This window comes from Streptomyces sp. NPDC001732, from assembly GCF_053596315.1.
Genome location: NZ_JBSFFY010000010.1, coordinates 198,301 through 214,796, shown reverse-complemented (window position 1 = coordinate 214,796; position 16,496 = coordinate 198,301). Strand labels below are relative to the sequence as shown.

Here is a 16,496-nt window from a genome sequence, read left to right as displayed (position 1 = left end):
AGTTCGCGCACCGCCGCGTACGAGCCCGCGAATCCGATCGCGGCGATGAGCACCGCCCCGGCGACCACGAGACCGATGAGTATCCGGTGGGTGCGTGTCAGCTGCATCGCGGCCACCCGCGTTCCCCTCCTCGTTCCCCGTATCCGACGTTCTGCCGTTTCGCGCGGACGTCCTGTTCCATCGGTGCCCGCGGTGCCTTCCGGCGGGCACAGCCTGGCACATCGGGGTGCGGCGTGTTGCGCGGGGAGGGGCGGGTGGGGGCGGGAGCCCGGCCCTCGGGGGAGGACCGGGCTCCGTGAAACCGTTCGTGGCCGGGAACTCCGGGCGTGCGGGCGAGCGGTGGCCGGGCGGCGGGCGGCCGACCCGTGACCGGCTCGTGGCCGACTCGTGCCCGGCGGGGCGGGCGGCCCGTCAGGACCGGCTCAGGTGGTCTTCCTGACGGACGACTTGTGGGCGGAGGCCTTCCGGCTCTTCGGCTTGCTGTCCGAGGAGTCGTCGTCCGAGGAGCCGCCGGAGCCCCCGGAGGTCTTGGCGCCGTCCGGATCGGCCGACTGGGACGGTTCCGCCTCGTCGGTGGCGGAGACCGCGGCCACCGCCTCCTTGGCCGCCTTCTCGGCGCCCTTCACGATGTCCTCGGCGGACGGGGCCTTCGCGCCCGCGTAACCGGCGCCGTTGTAGGTGAGGGTGACGACGACGTTCCCCGTACGGGCCACGACCGTCGCGTACTTGAAGTCCTCGCTCGTCTTGGTGAGCTCGTAGGTGACCTTGGTGGCCTGCTCGCCGATGCCGGTGGCGGGTGCTTCGGCGACCTTCTTGGCGCCTTCGGTCGCCTTGGCCTTGGCGACCTGCTTCGCGAAGTCCTGCTTCGCGCGCTCGGCACCGCTGCCCAGGGCCTGGTCGGAGTCGAAGCGGGTGAAGCCGACGTCGAGCCAGCGGTACTGGGAACCCTTCACGCCCTTGTCGTCCAGGCCGTTCCAGGAGCAGCCCGTGCGGTACGAGACGTCGCTGGAGGTGGCGGCCGTGCCGTTCTTGGACTTCGCGTAGGGAACCAGGGAGGTGATCGTCTTCTTGGTGATCGACTTGCACGGTTCGGGCAGCGCGGCGAACTTCGCGGGCTCGACGGTCGGTTCCTTCTTCTCCGTGCTCGCCGGCGCGGACGGCGAGGAACCCGACTCCTTCTTGTCGCCGGAGTCCGACGAGCAGCCGGCGACGACGAGCATCACCGGAACGGCGGCGCAGGCGAGTATGCGGGCGAGTCGCGGGGCTGAACGGTGCATGGTTCCTTCACTCGGGTGGCGCGGCGGTCGGGCTGCCGGGCTGTCGGGCGGGTGGTCGGACCGAAGTTCTGTCGGACCGGAGGTTTTCCGGACCGGGGTTTCCGGAGGGCCACGGTACGACGGACCGGGGCCGGATGCCGCCTCGGCCGGGGCGCGGCGGTCGGGGGCGGTCCGGTGCGGAGGCTCCCGGAGCGGGACTATTCGTCGAACTCGTCGACCAGGTTCCGGGCCAGGGCCTGCGCCTTGTCCTGCAGTTCCTTGCTGTCGGGGACCACGGTGGAGACGGTCGGCTGCTCGGTGTACTCGACGGTCACGATGACGTTCGATGTGCGAAACACCACGCTGACCGTGCGGTGCCGGGCGGTGGAGCCCGCCCGGGTGAGCAGATCGTTCAGGAACGCGCTGTCCCCGAGGTCGTCGAGCGTGCGCGGCTGGAGGTTCTCGCCGTCGTCCGTGGCTCCGTCGCCGTCCGTGGCTCCGTCGGTGCCGGTGTCGTCGGCGGTCGCGTCGTCGCCGGCCTCGGGGGAGTCCTCGTCCTCGGCGGGCGGGCCGGACAGGGGGTGCGAGGCCGCACCGGACTCCGAACCGGAATCGGGTTCGGCGGCGGCGAGACCGGTGGCGTCGGATTCGGTGGCGGGGGAACCCGAAGACGTCTGTTCCTTCACGTCGTCGGGGGTCGCGGAGGCGGAGGGCGAGGAGAGACCGGCGGCGGTCTCCTTCTTCGTGTACACCTCGTGGGCGCGGTCGTCGTCGCTCACCGCGGGGTCGTAGGACACGACGCGCTCGAAGTCGACGAACAGGGTGTGCGAGGAGGAGGGGCCTTCCGACTTCCAGCGGCAGCCGACCCGGCGGTCGGTGTCGTAGGTGACGGTGGCGGTGCCCTCGTACACCTTCTTCTGCTGCTCCTCGGGGAGTTCGGCGGAGCCCGGGAGCAGGTCCTTGAGCGTGGACGCCGCGACCGCGCCGCAGGGCTCGGGGAGGGTGCGGTACTTGCCGGGGGCCGCCACGGCCTCGGTCGCCTCGCCGGGCTTGCCGTCCGTTGCGGAACCATCGGTTCCGGTGTCGGCGCTGCAACCGACGGCGAGCGCTGCCAGCAGCGCGGCGCCGGGTACGAAGGCCATTCGTCGCACGGCCCTGGGCTCCCTTCGTGCGAAAAACGGTTGCCGCTCGATGGCGACCGGTGGAGACAATGTGTATCGCACGCGCCGCTGTGAATGCCGGTCGGCCGACTCATTTGCCGATCTTGGCACCGGTTTTGCGCTTTCAGACTTTTCGGGGGAATCGAGGGATTATGTCGTACGTAGAGGTGCCGGGCGCGAAGGTTCCGATCCGCATGTGGGCCGATCCGGCCTCGGTCGAGGACGGCGCGATGCAGCAGCTGCGCAACGTGGCCACCCTGCCCTGGATCAAGGGGCTGGCGGTCATGCCGGACGTCCACTACGGCAAGGGCGCGACGGTCGGCTCGGTGATCGCGATGCACGGCGCGGTCTGCCCGGCGGCGGTGGGGGTGGACATCGGCTGCGGGATGTCCGCGGTGAAGACCTCCCTGACGGCCAACGACCTGCCGGGCGACCTGTCCCGGCTCCGGTCGAAGATCGAACAGGCCATTCCGGTGGGCCGCGGGATGCACGACGACGCCGTGGACCCCGACCGGCTGTACGGCTTCCGCGCGCCGGGCTGGGACGACTTCTGGGCGCGGTTCGGCGGCGTGGCCGAGGCGGTCCGGTTCCGTCAGGAACGCGCCACGAAGCAGATGGGGACGCTCGGCTCGGGCAACCACTTCATCGAGTTCTGCCTCGACGAGTCGGGATCGGTCTGGCTGATGCTGCACTCCGGGTCGCGGAACATCGGCAAGGAACTGGCCGACTTCCACATCGGCCAGGCGCAGAAGCTGCCGCACAACCAGGACCTGATCGACCGCGACCTGGCGGTGTTCATCGCCGACACCCCGCAGATGGCGGCCTACCGCAACGACCTGTTCTGGGCGCAGGAGTACGCGAAGCACAACCGCGCCATCATGATGGCCCTCTTCCAGAACGTGGTCCGCAAGGAGTTCAAGAAGGCCAAGGTGACCTTCGAACCGGTCATCTCCTGCCACCACAACTACGTGGCGGAGGAACGGTACGAGGGCATGGACCTGCTGGTCACGCGGAAGGGCGCGATCCGCGCGGGCTCCGGGGACTTCGGGATCATCCCGGGCTCGATGGGCACCGGTTCGTACATCGTGAAGGGTCTCGGCAACGAGAAGTCCTTCAACTCGGCCTCGCACGGCGCCGGTCGGAAGATGAGCCGGAACGCCGCGAAGCGGCGCTTCTCGACGCGCGATCTGGAGGACCAGACGCGGGGCGTGGAGTGCCGCAAGGACTCCGGCGTCGTGGACGAGATCCCGGCCGCGTACAAGCCGATCGAGCAGGTCATCGAGCAGCAGCGGGACCTGGTGGAGGTCGTCGCCAAGCTCAAGCAGGTGGTGTGCGTGAAGGGCTGAGCCCTGGCGCGGACCCTGTACCGGGTGCTGTTCCGAACCCCGGCACGGGGGCCGCTCCGGGCTCCTGGTGGGCCCTGTCGCGCATGTCGGCCCCGGACGCGGGTGGTGTGTCCGGGGCCTTCTCCTGTCTCCCGTCGGGTCGGCCGGTTCTCCTGCTGGGGTCGGCCGGTTCTCCTGCGGGTGGGTCGGTCTTCCCGTCGGGTCGGCCGGTTCTTTCGTCGGGGGTCAGTTGGTGCGGTGGACCTTGGAGTTGGACGCCTGGGCGCGGGGGCGGACGACCAGGAGGTCGATGTTGACGTGGCTGGGCCGGGTGACGGCCCAGGTGATGGTGTCGGCCACGTCGTCGGCGGTGAGGGGCGCGTCGACGCCCGCGTACACCTTGGCGGCCTTCTCGGTGTCGCCGCGGAAGCGGGTGGTGGCGAACTCCTCCGTCTTGACCATGCCGGGGGCGACCTCGATGACGCGGACCGGGGTGCCGACGATCTCCAGGCGGAGCGTCTCGGCCAGTACGTGTTCGCCGTGCTTGGCGGCCACGTAACCGCCGCCGCCCTCGTACGTGCCGAGGCCCGCGGTGGAGGAGAGGACCACGATCGTGCCGTCGCCGCTCGCGGTGAGCGCGGGGAGCAGGGCCTGGGTGACGTTGAGCGTGCCGATGACGTTCGTCTCGTACATCTGGCGCCAGTCGGCGGGGTCACCGGTGGCGACGGGGTCGGCGCCGAGCGCTCCACCCGCGTTGTTGACGAGGACGGCGAGGGTGCGGAACGCCGTGGCGAACTCGTCCACCGCGCCACGGTCGGTGACGTCCAGGGCGTAGGCCGTCGCCTGGTGGCCCGCCTCGTTGATCTCCTCGGCGAGCGCCTCGATGCGGTCCTTGCGGCGGGCGGTCAGTACGACGCGGTAGCCGGCGGCGGCCAACTGGCGGGCGGTCGCGGCGCCGATGCCGCTGCTCGCTCCGGTGACGACGGCGATCGGGGTGGCGGCCATGACGGACTCCTCGGGCGGCTGATCGGTGACGCGGCCAGGATAGGCGGGCCCGGGTCGGTGGTTCAGAACGTGTCAGTGGATGGACGTGGGCCGGGGACGGGCCGGACGGGCGCACTGAGTGCCGACGGGGCGGAGGGGGCGGGGAGGCTGCAGTTCGCGCTCGAACTGCAGCTCGCGGGGCGGCCGGACGAGGTCGTCGTGCGGATCGACACGCTGTGGAACGGCGGAGCGACCGACCGGAACCCCCGTAACGACGACCACGAGGTACTGGCTCCGACCGCCGGGGACGAGTACGTCTTCTGGCCTCCGGGTGTCGACGAGGGGCGGGCGCTCACCGGGCGAGTGCGGCCTGCAGGGCCGCGGGGTCGGCGTGGTCGCTCGCCCAGGCGATGTAGCCGTCGGGGCGGACGAGCAGGGTGGTGGTGCGCTCGCCCCGCCAGTGGGCGTGCACCAACGGGGCCGGTGACGCCGGAGCGGTGGCGCCGGCCGGGGTGACGAGGACGAACGCGCCGTCGCGCAGCAGTTGGTGCAGGCGGCCCTCCCGCAGGCTCAGGTCGGGGGCGCGCTTCGCGGTGAGGGGGTGCGCGCCGCGCGGGGCCGGGTAGGCGATCGAGATGCCGGAGACCATGCCGACGAGCTTGTCGGAGGCGGGCCGGACGGTGGACAGCGCCTTGGCGGCCACGGTTCTGACCGTCCGCTGGAGCGGGGTGTGGGCCATGGCGAGGCGGACGATCGCGCCGCTGGAACGGAGCACTCTCGTGCCGACCGGGTGCCGCTCGGCGTGGTAGCTGTCCAGGAGCGCCTCCGGGTCGGCCGTGTGCCCCCGCAGCACGGCGGCGAGCTTCCAGGAGAGGTTGGCGGCATCCTGGAGGCCGGTGTTCATGCCCTGGCCGCCCGCCGGTGAGTGGACGTGGGCGGCGTCCCCGGCCAGGAAGACCCGGCCGGTCCGGTAGGCGGGCACCTGGCGTTCGTCGCTGTGGAAGCGGGAGATCCAGCGGGCGTCGTGCATGCCGTAGTCGGTGCCGAGGGCGCGGCGGGTGATCTCGCGCATCTCGTCGAGGTCGACGGGATCGCTGTCGGCGGGCTGGTGAGTGCGGTCCCACCCCATCACGCGGTACCAGCCGTCGCCGAAGGGGACGATGAAGGCGAAGGAGGTCCCTCCGCCGCTGACCGTCAGGACGTCGGGGGGCTCCTCGGTGAGCCGGACGTCGGCGAGGACGATCGACCGGAGCACGGACCTGCCGGGGAAGGGGAGCCCGAGCGCCCGGCGCACGGGGCTGCGCATCCCGTCCGTGCCGACGAGGTAGCGGGCGGTGAGGGTGGACCGGCTGCCGTCCGGCTCGCGCAGTTCGGCGGTGACGGATTCGGACGCGGCGCTCTGGTGGAGCCCGGTCAGCTCCGTGTCGTACCGGAAGTGGACGCCGGCGGTGCGGGCACGGCGTTCCAGCAGGTGCTCCACCTCGTACTGCGGGGTGATCAGCACGAAGGGGAAGCGGGTGTGCAGCAGGGAGAGGTCGATCGAGAGCGTGCCGAAGAAGCGCAGGGAGGTGATGGGGGTGCCCCTCTCGATCAGCTCGTCGGCCAGGCCGCGACTGTCGAGCACTTCGAGCGTGCGGGCGTGCACGGCGAAGGCGCGCGTCATGTTGTTCGTCCTGTGCGGGCGGCGCTCCACGAGCGTGACGGAGACGCCCTGGGCGGCGAGGTCTCCCGCGAGCAGCAGGCCGGTGGGGCCTGCGCCCACGACGAGTGCGTCGGTGGTTCGGGATGCGGTGCTCGGGGTGGTGGTCATGTCTGCCTCCTGGGCCCGTTCATCGGCTGTCGCCGGCTGTCACCAGCCGCCACCGCGTTGCCAACGAGCGTTGGTCAACACTTGTTGGCAACGGTAACTCTGGCGCGACTGGCATGTCAACGGTTGTTGGCCTACATTTGTTGGCATGACGAAGCCCGCCGCCGCTCCCCGCCGTTCGGACGCCACCAAGGCCGCGATCCTCGCCGCCGCGCGCGAGCGGTTCGCCGCCGACGGATACGAGCGCGCCACCATCCGGGCCATCGCCCGGGACGCGAACATCGATCCGTCGATGGTCATGCGCTACTACGGCAACAAGGAGGGGTTGTTCGTCGCTGCCTCCTCGATCGACCTGCGGCTGCCCGAGCTGGGTGCGCTGCCGACCAAGCACGTCGGCGCGGCCCTCGTGGCGCATTTCCTGGACCGCTGGGAGGACGACGACGTGCTCACGGCCATGCTGAGGGTCGGTGTCACCAACGAGGCCGGCGCGGAGCGGATGAGAGAGGTCTTCGCCCAGCAGATAGGGCCGGTCACGCTCGGCGTCTGCCCCGATCCGGCGGAGGCGCCCCACCGTGCGGCGCTCGTCGCCTCACAGATACTGGGAATGGCGCTCACGCGTTACGTGCTGCGGTTCCCGCCCGCAGCCGAGCTGTCGCGCGAGGAGGTGATCGCCTGGCTCGCGCCCACCGTCCAGCGCTATCTGACCGCCGAGCAGCCGTAGGGCGTGTTCCGGAAGTCCCGCCCGGCCGGGTCGAGGCCGCCGGGAAGGGCTTGGCCCGATTCGTACACTCTCTGCATGTCGCAGAAGTCCCAGCCCCGCCGTCGTGCGCTGATGGCCGAGCTGACCGTCGAGTCGCGCCGGTACATGGCCGCGTACGCGCTCTTCAACCAGGCCGTGGCGGACCACCTGCGGCTCCACCCGACCGATCTGCAGTGCCTCAACCTGCTCGGGCTGGAGACGGCCCCGGTCACCACGGGGCGCATCGCCGAGCTGACCGGGCTCACCACGGGGTCGGCGACCCGGCTGGTGGACCGGCTGGAACGGGGCGGCTACGTGACGCGCGAGCGGGACACGGTGGACCGGCGGCGCGTGCTCGTCGCGCCCGTTCCGGAGCGGATGGCGGAGATCGGCGCCGTGTGGAAGCGGCTGAACGGTGCCTGGGCGGCGATGTTCGAGGCGTACGACGACGACGAAGTGGCCCTGCTCATCGCCCACATGCGACGGACGGTCGAGCTGAGCACGCGCCAGGTCGAGACGTTGCGGCAGGGCGCCGCCGAGCTGGGAACGGGGAGCGGTGCGACGGACACCGGGAGTGGTGCGGCGGACACCCGGAACGGTGCGACGGATACGGGCGGCGGCCCGGCGACCGGTTGACGCCCGCTGTCGGCTGACGTCCGCTTCCGGCCGGAGGAGCCGCCGGCCGGAAGCGTCACCGGCGGGATGCCGGGAGCGGCTGCGGTGCGGGCGGAGGGGGAAGCTGCGGGCCGCGTCCCGGCGCGGACGGGTGGGCGGACGTGGGCGGAAGGCTCAGGCGCCGTCCGCGGGAGAGGCGGAGGCGGGGGCGAATTCCTGGAGCGCCTTCGTGACGATCGCTTCCAGACGGGTGTGGTGGGCGCCCCGCCAGTAGACGCGGTCGCACTCCGTGCACTGCGCGAAGACGTCGTACGACTGCCGGGTGCCGTGCTCCAGCTGGTCGCTGACGGTGTCCTTGTCGGCAGTTCTCAGCGGGCCGTTGCAGGCGGTGCACCTGGTCCACGGGGCCAGTCGCGGGGCGAACCGACCCAGTACGTCCCGGAGTTGGTCCTCCGGATGGTTGCTGTAGACGTACGCCCCGGCCCAGATCTCCCGCCGGTGCAGCAGCCCGCGGTCCCGGGAGAGCAGTACGCGCCGCTCCTTCGCCGACCGGGCGGCCAGCGCGGGATCGCCGATGTCCTCGCTCTCGTAGGCCGCGTCCACGCCGAGCAGCCGCAGCCGCCGGGCGAGCGTGCCGAGGTGGACGTCGAGCAGGAACCGCAGCGGCGCGCCCGGGACGTGCTGGGGACGCTCCACGGCGCGCACCTCGACCAGCTCGCCCGCCCCCGGGATGTGCGAGACCGGAACGGGGCGGCCGTCCACCAGGATCTGCCCGGCCTCGGTGAGCGGGATGCCGAGCGACTCCACCACGTGGCCGAGGGTGGAGGAGCCGTCGGTGATCACGGCCGTGCGTCCCCGGCGGCGTTCATGGGCGACGAAAAGGCTCAGCTCGGGGGCGACTTCGAGGTGGATCTCCGGTCCGTTCACCTCGTCAGCATGTCATCGGCCGAGGCGGGGCGGCCAGGGGGTTTCGGACTTACCCGGCTGCTCGACGGGTGCTCACCGAATGCTCCCCGAGCGCTCCCTGAAGGCCCCGAGTGCTCTCCGAGTGCTCGGCGGACGCTCAGGGGCGGAAGGCGGCGGCGTGCTCCTCGGCCCAGGTGGCGAAGGTGCGGGCCGGGTGGCCGGTCAGCCTCTCGACCTCGTCGGTCACCTCGGCCAGTGCGCCCTCCGAGGCCGCCATGTACGCGAGCAGCGCGTCGGCGATCGGCTCGGGCACGAACGCGGCCACGGATTCCTTCCAGGCCTCCCCGGTCACGGGGTTGATGGTGATGGGGTGCCCGGTCGCCGCCGCCAGGAGACCGACCTGCTCGGCGGCGGTGAGCGATTCGGGCCCGGTCAGGTGGTACGCCGCGCCCCGCAGGCGGGGTTCGGTGAGGACGGCGAGGGCCGCCTCGGCGATGTCCGCCTCATGGATGGGGCTGCTGTGGCTGAGGGGGTGGGGGAGGTCGACGGAGCCGTGTTCCCGTACCGAGCGCGACCACTGGTGGGCGTTGGTCGCGAAGGCGCCGGGACGGAGCAGTGTCGTGGTGAGGGGCGAGGCCGTCAACGCCTGTTCCACCGCGTGGTGGGAGGCGGCGATCGGGTTGTCCAGGGCATCGGGGGCGAGGACCGAGCTGGAGGAGAGCAGCACGATGTGCTCGACCCCGGCGGCCTCGGCCGCGGCGAGGAAGGCGTCGATGCCGGAGGGTTCGGCGTAGAGGAAGACGGAGTCGACCCCGTCGAGGGCGGCAGCGAAGGTGGCCGGGTCGCCGAGGTCGCAGGCCACGACCGGTACGTCGGCGGGCAGCGCGGGGAGGGCCGGGTCGGAGAGCCGTTCGGGGGCGCGCGAGGCGGCGCGGACGGAGTGACCGGCGCGGAGCAGCAGCGGGACGAGTGCGGAACCGACCCGGCCGCGGCAGCCGGTGACGAGAGTGAGCATGGCGAAGGAACCTCTCTCCGAAGATATGACTGCGACGCGCATAAGTTGCGTGACGCAGATGAATATCCCGGGAGAGGCCCCGGTCGTCAAACGTTTTCGGCAGGCGGGCAGGCAGGCGGGCGGGCAGGCAGGCAGGCAGGCCGCCGGACAGCTGGACAGCTGGACAGCTGGACAGCCGGGCAGAGGCGCGGGCGAGGACGGAGGCAGAAGCGGGCACGCCTACAGTTCCCTCATGAAGATCATCGACCTCGAACCCGGCGACGCCAGACTGGCCGCCGACCTGCTTCCCGTCCTGCGCGAACTGCGCCCCCACCTCACCGAGGACCTCTTCCGCGAGGTGTACGAGCGGGGGTACGGGCAGGGCCTGCGGTTCAGCGCCGCCTACGACGACCGCGATGTTTGCGTGGGCGCGGCCGGGTGGCGGGTCGTCGACAACACCAGCCAGATCCGGAAGCTGTACGTCGACGACCTGGTCACCACCGAGGGCGCCCGCTCCACCGGGGTCGGCCGAAGGCTCCTCGGGTACCTGGAGGACCGGGCCAGGGAGGCGGGCTGTCGGTACCTCGGCCTGGACTCGGGCACGCACCGTACCGATGCCCACCGCTTCTATCTGCGGGAACGGCTGGACATCGTCGCGTTCAACTTCGACAAGGTCCTCGACTCGGACTGAGCGCCGGGCCCGGCCGACGGCGCTCGGTGCGGCGCGAAGGCCGTCGGGGACACGCCGACCGTGGCCGTGAAGTCCCTGATCAGATGGGCCTGGTCGCTGTAGCCGAGTTCGGTGGCGAGCGCCGCCCAGTCCACCGCGGGGTCCGTCTCGGCCCGCTCCAGCGCCTCGTGGATCCGGTAGCGGAGGACGACCCACTTGGGGCCGACGCCGACGTACGTCGAGAAGAGCCGCTGGAGGGAGCGCGGGGACAGCCCCGTGATGCGGGCGAGTTCGTCGACGCGGCGCACCGTGCGGTCCGTGCGCACCAGGTCGACCAGGGCCATCGCGCGCTCGGCCTGCGGGTCCGGCCGGGGCGCGAGCGCCAGCAGGTACGCGTCGAGCGCCGCCACCCGCGCGTCCTCGTCGGCCGGGTCGAGCACGGCCGACGGCGGGGCGGGCGGGGTGAAGACCTCGTCCGCGGGCAGTCGTTGCCCCGTCCACTGCGCGACCGGCCGGTCCGGTGCGAACGGCCGGAACCCGCCGGGCCGGAACTGCACGCCGCAGACCCGGCCCCGGCCCTCCAGCTTCTGCGTGAAGAGCTTCAGCCCGATGCCCGAGACCTCCACGAAGTCGGCCTCGTTCTCGTACCGCTGGAAGACCAGGTTCACGGACGGGTGCGGTACCAGGTGGGAGGCGTACGGCTGCGCCAGGTCCCAGTCGATGAGCCAGTAGTGCTCCAGGTACGGCCGGAGTCCGGCGGCGGGCTCGCGGCGGCGGAAACGCACCTGCGCGAAGAGTTCGGGGGCGTCGACGATGCCCCGGGTGTCACGTCGAGGACCGGCCATGGTGGCGATTTTATGGCGTGTCTGTGGCGGGTTTCGCGGTGTGCGGATTCTTTGCGGGGCGATGGCGCGTTTCTTCAAGCGCCTGGCCGCCGCGCCGTGCAGGGTCGGCGGATGAAGAAGATGAGCGAACTGCTGGAGACGGCTGCCGCACGGGCCGTGCCCGTGCTGAACGGGATCGAGGCCAGCAGCCTCGGAGCCCCCACGCCCTGTGCGGAGTACGACGTGCGGGCATTGATCAACCACCTGTTCCAAGTGGTCGTCAACTTCCAGGCGCTGGCGGCCAGGGAGTCGGTCGACTTCGGGGAGACGCCGGACGTCGTCACGGGGGACTGGCGGGTCCGCTTCGGCGAGGAGACGGAAAAGCTGGTGGCGGCCTGGGCCGTGCCCGGCGCGGAGGAAGGCACTACGGGGGCCATGGGGCTCCCGGCCAGGACTGTCGGGAACATGGTGCTGGGCGATCTGACCGTCCACGCCTGGGACCTCGCGCGGGCCACCGGCCAGGACTTCGCACCGGACGCGTCCGTGCTGGACGAGATCGGTCCCGCGCTGGCCGCGATGGCGCCGATGGGCAGGGAGGCGAAGGTGTTCGGAGAGCCCCGCCCCGTACCGGAAGGGGCCAGTCCCTTCGAGCAGGTGCTGGCGCTGACCGGCCGCGACCCGCACTGGCGGGCACCCGGCGTGTGACCTCCGCCCGTGATCCGCACCGGCGGGCGGCCGGCGCGTGACTTCCGGCGGCGGGGCCGGGCGCGCGTGCCCGACCCCGCCGCCGTACGGTGTCCGACCGGCCGGCCAGATGGCAGTCGGTGGCTAGTGCCGTGGCCGGAAGGGTTCACCGGCTCGCGACGCCCGGCACGGCACCTCGCCGCGTTGTCGCATCACCCGAGTACATCCAGTACGCGGGCAATGCTCCGCCTTGCGATGCACCGCACCGGACGCCGCGAGCTTTCCGGCAAACCTTTCCGGCCACAGCACTAGCGGCTCCACACGTGCAGTGCGTCGCCCGACTCCGACACCGTGTACCAGGTGCCGTCGCCCAGGGCGGTGGGGGCGCCGGAGATCGGGAAGGGGTACGCGAGTCGCGCCGTCACCCGCATCCGCTCCCCGGCCGTGCTCACCAGCCAGTGGCGCGGTTCGCCGTACTCCTCGTCCCGCTCCGACGTACCGGCGACGACGGTCTCCTCGTCGAGGAAGCCGCAGACGTAGTCCCAGAGCGCCTCGTCGGCGTCCCGGTCGTCGGGATCGGCCTCCGGGTGACGGGGAACGGCGTGCTCGGTGTCGAGTTCGTGCAGTACGGAGCCGTCGTCGACCCGGTGCACGCCGAGCGTCTCCTGGTAGTGCGTCACCGACAGGAAGCGCTCGCCCGACGGGCTCACCGACGTCAGGATCCGTTCGTCGTTGCAGAACCGTTCGACGGAGAGCTTCTCGCCGTCCCACCTGCCCCACAGCATCGGCACCCCGTCCTGTCCCTCGCCGACGCACAGGCCCATCCGGGCGGGGTCGGGGTGCGGGACGTGGTCCGATCCGGCGGCCACCGTCTCCGCGTCCGCCCGGCCGAGGACCCGGCCGTCGGCGGCGTCGACGACCAGCCACTCGTCCAGCGCCTCCGGGTCGGGCCCCGAGGCGGCGACGGGGCCGCGTATGTGGGCCCACACGAGCGTGCCGTCCGCCGAGAACACGGCCGAGCCGCTGTCCGGGTACCGGTGCCGGGGATCGGTCGCGTACTCCTCGAACCCGGTGTGGAGCGTGCGGCAACTGCCCTCCCAGCAGCCGTGCGCGATCTCCCAGCGCACCGCGCCCGTCGGGTCCACCGCGTACACCGCGTGCACCCCGGCGAAGACCGCGAGACCGCCGTCCGGTGCCACCGCGAAGGTGCCGAAGCTGCGGGGCCAGGGCGCGGGGAAACGGACCACCGGGGCGTTCCCCGCGTCCTTCGCCGGGCCCTCTGCCGCATCCTCTGCCACGCCTTCCGCCGCGTCCCCCGCCGTGCTTTCCGCCGCGTCCAGGGCGACGACGACCAGTTCGGTGTCGCCGCGCTGGACGAGCAGCCGCCGGCCGGACGCGGGCCGTCCGTCGCCGGACGCCCCGCCGGGGTGTGGCACGGGCCACCGAACCAGGTGCGGGACGTCCGCTGCGTCCGGTTCGTGGGCCAGCGGTGCGGCGAGCGTGGTGACAAGGCGTGCGGCGGCGACGTCGACCATGGGCCGGGCCTCCCTCTCGTGCTTCGGTGCCGCGCCGGGTACGGGGGAGGAGGGGTACGGGAGAGCGGTGCGACCGGGCCGGCGGTCGCGCGTGGCCGCGGTGCGGTCGGGCCGCACCGGACTCCCGCCACCGTCCCGGGCAGCTGGGTGGTCAAGTGTTCGATGCAGTATCCCTTTTGCGGACTCCCTTTGCGGACTCCCTTTGTGGAATTCCTTTGCGGACCGTGGCGACGATCCGGGTCAGCGGTGGTGCGTGTCGGGGACGACGGCGACCGGGACGGGCGCGTAATGCAGCATCGCGTGGCTCACCGGGCCGAGGCGGAATCCGTGCCATCCGCTGCTCCTGCGGGCGCCGACGACCAGGAGTTCCGCGTCCCGGGCGGCCTCGATGAGGCTCTGGTGCGTCGGCCCCCGCACCACCGACCGGTGGATGACGACACCGGAGGAACCGCCCGGGTCCAGCTGCGCCAGCACCTCTTCGAGGTGCTCCTCGGCCTCCCGGTGGTACGAGGAGGCCGGGGAACCCGAGATGAGGGGATGGCCCATGGGCCCGTGGGCGGGACTGCGCCAGGCGCGCACGGCGACCAGCTCGCCGTGGCGGAGCACCGCCTGTTCCAGCGCGAAGACGGCGGCCGGGGCCGGCGTCGTGGCGTCGCTGATCCCGACGACGACGCGGCCGGGATGCTCCGGGGCCCGATGCTCCGAGGCCCCGGCCGAACGCGCCGGGACGACCACGACCGGGCAGCGGGACCGGCCGGCGAGCGACAGGCTGACGGACCCCAGCAGCATCCCGGCCACCCGGCCCCGGCCGCGCGAACCGACGACGACCAGGGTGGCCTCCCGGCTCTCCTCGACGAGCGCCGTCACCGTGTCCTCGGCCAGCACGGCGGCCTCCACCGCCACTCGGGGACCGAGCCGCCGCGCGCGGTCGGTGGCCTCGGCGACGAGGTGTTCGGCGAGGACCTCCTCCGTGGGGCGTTCGGTGTCGAAGACCGAGTGCACACCCTCGTAGCGCTCCCACAGGGAGGCGTGCACGACCCGCAGGGGCAGCCGCGAGCGCGCCGCCTCCGCCACCGCCCAGTCCAGGGCGCGCAGACTCCCCTCCGACCCGTCCACCCCCACGACCACCGGGAGCAGCATTGCTCCCACCGCCTTCCGCGCTCGGCTCTCCGGCCTGCCGCCACGGCGCTCCCCGGCCCGCCGTCACGGCCTGCCGCTACGGTTCGATCGTCAGCACCTGCTCCATGGGGCGGCGCGGGGTGCGCGGCCCCGTGGGCCCGTATCCCAGCCGGACGATCATCTGGGCGTGGCCCGAGCCGTGGACCGGGTCGCGCAGCAGCCAGCGCAGGTCCGGCCATTCGAGGGGCTGGGTCGCGAACGACGTGGACACGTCGTGGAGCGTGGCCGTGAGCAGCATCCGCTCCAGCGCCTGACCGGCCCGGAGCCAGTCGACGGCGTGGTCGCCGGGGGTGGACAGCAGGGCCAGCTGCGGTCGTTTCTCGAACGGCACCCGGGCCCGGCCGGGCTGCGGGGCAGTCCCCAGGAAGTCGCGGGCGGTCGCCCGTGCCGAGGCGTCGCGGGGGCCCAGGGCGTAGTCCGGGATGCCGTCGACGGGGGCCTCGGTCTTCGTGTCCCGGGTCCAGCTCCGCTGCTCCGCCTCCCGCGCCGGGTCCTCGCGGACGTAGCCCTCGGCGTCCCGGATCAGGTCCAGCACCGCCTCCAGGTGCGGGGAGACCAGGAACGTGAAGTCAGCGCCCTCCACCCGGGCCGCCTCGACGAGCAGTGCCCGAATGTCCGGCGGGACCGCCTGGTCGTCGAACGGGTAGCGGCTCGTGTGCCGCTCCCGGATCGCGGGGTGCAGCGCGGCGAGCGCCACGTCCCCGGCGCCGTCCCTGTCCCCGGCCTCGCCCCCGCTCCCGGCCCCGTCCCCGGCGTCGGTGCGGCGGCCGAGGCGGACGGTGGCCAGCACCGCGGGGGCCCACGGATCGGGCAGCAGCGCGGTGACGGCGTCCAGCCCGCGGTGCGCGGCGGACACCCGCAGGTTCAGCAGCGCCGCGCCGCAGCCCACGTGCAGCGCCCGGGTGGCCGGGTCCGCCTCGGGCAGCGCGCGGTCGAGATCGGCGAGGAGCGTGATGGTCCGGCCCGCGCGGGTGGCGCGGAACTGCCAGGGCTGGGCGTTGTGCATGGACGGGGCGGCAGTGGCGTCGGCGACGAGTTCGGTCAGCGTCGCGTCGTCGAGGGACTGGCTGGACATCAGGACTCCCCGGGATCGGGAACGGTCGATGCCCCTCCAGCATGGAACAGATGGGGGCCGGACGCGGTCCGAGAACGCCGCGAAGGGCGGGGCCCCGGCCCCGCCCTCACCCTTCATGGCCCTTTGTGCCTCACAAACCCCAGGTCAGGGCCATACCAGGCAGTACGCCTGGTGTCCGGCGTCGTGCAGCCGGTGGGAGAAGTCCTGCCACTCGTGGAGCAGCTGGTAGACGTTGAACGCGTCCCGCGGGCCGCCGCGGTCCGGGACCGTGGACCAGATGAACGCCGCGGCGCCCACCGACTCCTCGCCGACGCCGCGCAGCGGGTCGACGACCGTCATCGGGAGCTTGACCACCGCGTAGTCGGGGTGGAGCACGACCAGTTCCAGCGGGGGGACCTGGTGCAGGGGTATGCCCTGTATGCCGGTGAGGACCATCGCCGCCACCGTCTCCGGCTTGATCTTGGTGAACATGCCGCCCATGCCCAGTTCGTCGCCGCCGAGCTCCTCGGGGCGCATCGAAATGGGCACGCGTGCCGCGGTGGCCCCGTCGGGAGCACCGAAGTACTTGTAGGTCACCCCCACCCGGCCACCACTCCTGCTTCCGGCCTCGCCGTCCTGCGCGCCGCCGGGCCGCATGGCCCGCTCGCGCCTGGCCTCACGCCGGTGCCGACCCCGCCGGGCAGGCTCGGGCCCCAGGTCGTCGGTCCCTTCGCCCACTCCGCCACCGCGATGCATACCTCATC

At 72.4% G+C, this 16,496-nt stretch carries 16 protein-coding genes; 5 read left to right on the top strand and 11 right to left on the bottom strand.

All coding sequences use genetic code 11. The features are described from left to right. Nucleotides 1–422: 422 nt before the first annotated feature. Complete coding sequence (locus ACWCXX_RS14120; protein ID WP_451126814.1) at nucleotides 423–1,277, bottom strand: DUF3558 domain-containing protein; 855 nt, start codon at nucleotides 1,275–1,277, stop codon at nucleotides 423–425. A gap of 197 nt (nucleotides 1,278–1,474) precedes the next feature. Further along, nucleotides 1,475–2,398 carry a DUF3558 domain-containing protein gene (locus tag ACWCXX_RS14115; protein WP_451126832.1) on the bottom strand — a complete coding sequence of 308 codons (924 nt, stop codon included), beginning with the start codon at nucleotides 2,396–2,398 and terminating at the stop codon, nucleotides 1,475–1,477. A 170-nt stretch (nucleotides 2,399–2,568) separates the two neighbouring features. On the opposite strand from ACWCXX_RS14115, the gene ACWCXX_RS14110 reads away from it, so the two are divergent. Beyond that, nucleotides 2,569–3,762, top strand: a complete 1,194-nt coding sequence (locus ACWCXX_RS14110) for an RtcB family protein (protein ID WP_451126812.1) — start codon at nucleotides 2,569–2,571, stop codon at nucleotides 3,760–3,762. A 225-nt stretch (nucleotides 3,763–3,987) separates the two neighbouring features. Here the strand turns inward: ACWCXX_RS14110 and ACWCXX_RS14105 are convergent, their stop codons facing one another. Then, nucleotides 3,988–4,746, bottom strand: a complete 759-nt coding sequence (locus ACWCXX_RS14105; RefSeq protein WP_451126810.1) for an SDR family NAD(P)-dependent oxidoreductase — start codon at nucleotides 4,744–4,746, stop codon at nucleotides 3,988–3,990. A gap of 331 nt (nucleotides 4,747–5,077) precedes the next feature. Continuing rightward, nucleotides 5,078–6,535: an FAD-dependent monooxygenase gene (locus tag ACWCXX_RS14100; RefSeq protein WP_451126808.1), complete on the bottom strand. Its 1,458-nt coding sequence runs from the start codon at nucleotides 6,533–6,535 to the stop codon at nucleotides 5,078–5,080. A 145-nt stretch (nucleotides 6,536–6,680) separates the two neighbouring features. On the opposite strand from ACWCXX_RS14100, the gene ACWCXX_RS14095 reads away from it, so the two are divergent. Further along, on the top strand, nucleotides 6,681–7,253 hold the full coding sequence (locus ACWCXX_RS14095; RefSeq protein WP_451126806.1) for a TetR/AcrR family transcriptional regulator: 573 nt from the start codon (nucleotides 6,681–6,683) through the stop codon (nucleotides 7,251–7,253). 75 nt (nucleotides 7,254–7,328) lie between these two features. Then, nucleotides 7,329–7,907 (top strand): MarR family winged helix-turn-helix transcriptional regulator, encoded by a 579-nt coding sequence (locus tag ACWCXX_RS14090; protein WP_451126804.1) that lies wholly within the window; start codon nucleotides 7,329–7,331, stop codon nucleotides 7,905–7,907. A gap of 153 nt (nucleotides 7,908–8,060) precedes the next feature. Here ACWCXX_RS14090 and ACWCXX_RS14085 read toward each other — a convergent pair whose 3' ends face one another. Further along, nucleotides 8,061–8,813: a Mut7-C RNAse domain-containing protein gene (locus tag ACWCXX_RS14085; RefSeq protein WP_451126803.1), complete on the bottom strand. Its 753-nt coding sequence runs from the start codon at nucleotides 8,811–8,813 to the stop codon at nucleotides 8,061–8,063. A gap of 136 nt (nucleotides 8,814–8,949) precedes the next feature. After that, nucleotides 8,950–9,807, bottom strand: a complete 858-nt coding sequence (locus tag ACWCXX_RS14080; protein WP_451126801.1) for an NAD(P)H-binding protein — start codon at nucleotides 9,805–9,807, stop codon at nucleotides 8,950–8,952. Nucleotides 9,808–10,039: 232 nt separating this feature from the next. On the opposite strand from ACWCXX_RS14080, the gene ACWCXX_RS14075 reads away from it, so the two are divergent. Continuing rightward, nucleotides 10,040–10,477, top strand: coding sequence for a GNAT family N-acetyltransferase (locus ACWCXX_RS14075; RefSeq protein ID WP_451126799.1), 438 nt, complete (start codon nucleotides 10,040–10,042; stop codon nucleotides 10,475–10,477). Here ACWCXX_RS14075 and ACWCXX_RS14070 read toward each other — a convergent pair. Continuing rightward, nucleotides 10,414–11,301, bottom strand: coding sequence for an AraC family transcriptional regulator (locus ACWCXX_RS14070; RefSeq protein ID WP_451126797.1), 888 nt, complete (start codon nucleotides 11,299–11,301; stop codon nucleotides 10,414–10,416). The two genes, ACWCXX_RS14075 and ACWCXX_RS14070, sit on opposite strands and share 64 nt — an antisense overlap. Nucleotides 11,302–11,412: 111 nt before the next feature. Here ACWCXX_RS14070 and ACWCXX_RS14065 point away from each other — a divergent pair, with 111 nt between their 5' ends. Next, nucleotides 11,413–11,985 carry a TIGR03086 family metal-binding protein gene (locus tag ACWCXX_RS14065; RefSeq protein ID WP_451126795.1) on the top strand — a complete coding sequence of 191 codons (573 nt, stop codon included), beginning with the start codon at nucleotides 11,413–11,415 and terminating at the stop codon, nucleotides 11,983–11,985. Between the two features lie 287 nt (nucleotides 11,986–12,272). Here ACWCXX_RS14065 and ACWCXX_RS14060 read toward each other — a convergent pair whose 3' ends face one another. From ACWCXX_RS14060 to ACWCXX_RS14045, 4 genes are all read right to left on the bottom strand, one after another. Then, nucleotides 12,273–13,499, bottom strand: a complete 1,227-nt coding sequence (locus tag ACWCXX_RS14060; protein ID WP_451126793.1) for a hypothetical protein — start codon at nucleotides 13,497–13,499, stop codon at nucleotides 12,273–12,275. Nucleotides 13,500–13,739: 240 nt separating this feature from the next. Then, the gene (locus tag ACWCXX_RS14055; RefSeq protein WP_451126791.1) at nucleotides 13,740–14,639 is read right to left on the bottom strand and encodes a universal stress protein; all 900 of its coding nucleotides are present in this window, start codon (nucleotides 14,637–14,639) and stop codon (nucleotides 13,740–13,742) included. Nucleotides 14,640–14,715: 76 nt separating this feature from the next. Beyond that, nucleotides 14,716–15,753, bottom strand: coding sequence for an Acg family FMN-binding oxidoreductase (locus ACWCXX_RS14050; RefSeq protein ID WP_451126789.1), 1,038 nt, complete (start codon nucleotides 15,751–15,753; stop codon nucleotides 14,716–14,718). 144 nt (nucleotides 15,754–15,897) lie between these two features. Beyond that, a complete protein-coding gene (locus tag ACWCXX_RS14045; protein ID WP_451126787.1) occupies nucleotides 15,898–16,488 on the bottom strand; it encodes a hypothetical protein in 591 nt (196 codons plus the stop codon). Between the last annotated feature and the right edge of the window lie 8 nt (nucleotides 16,489–16,496).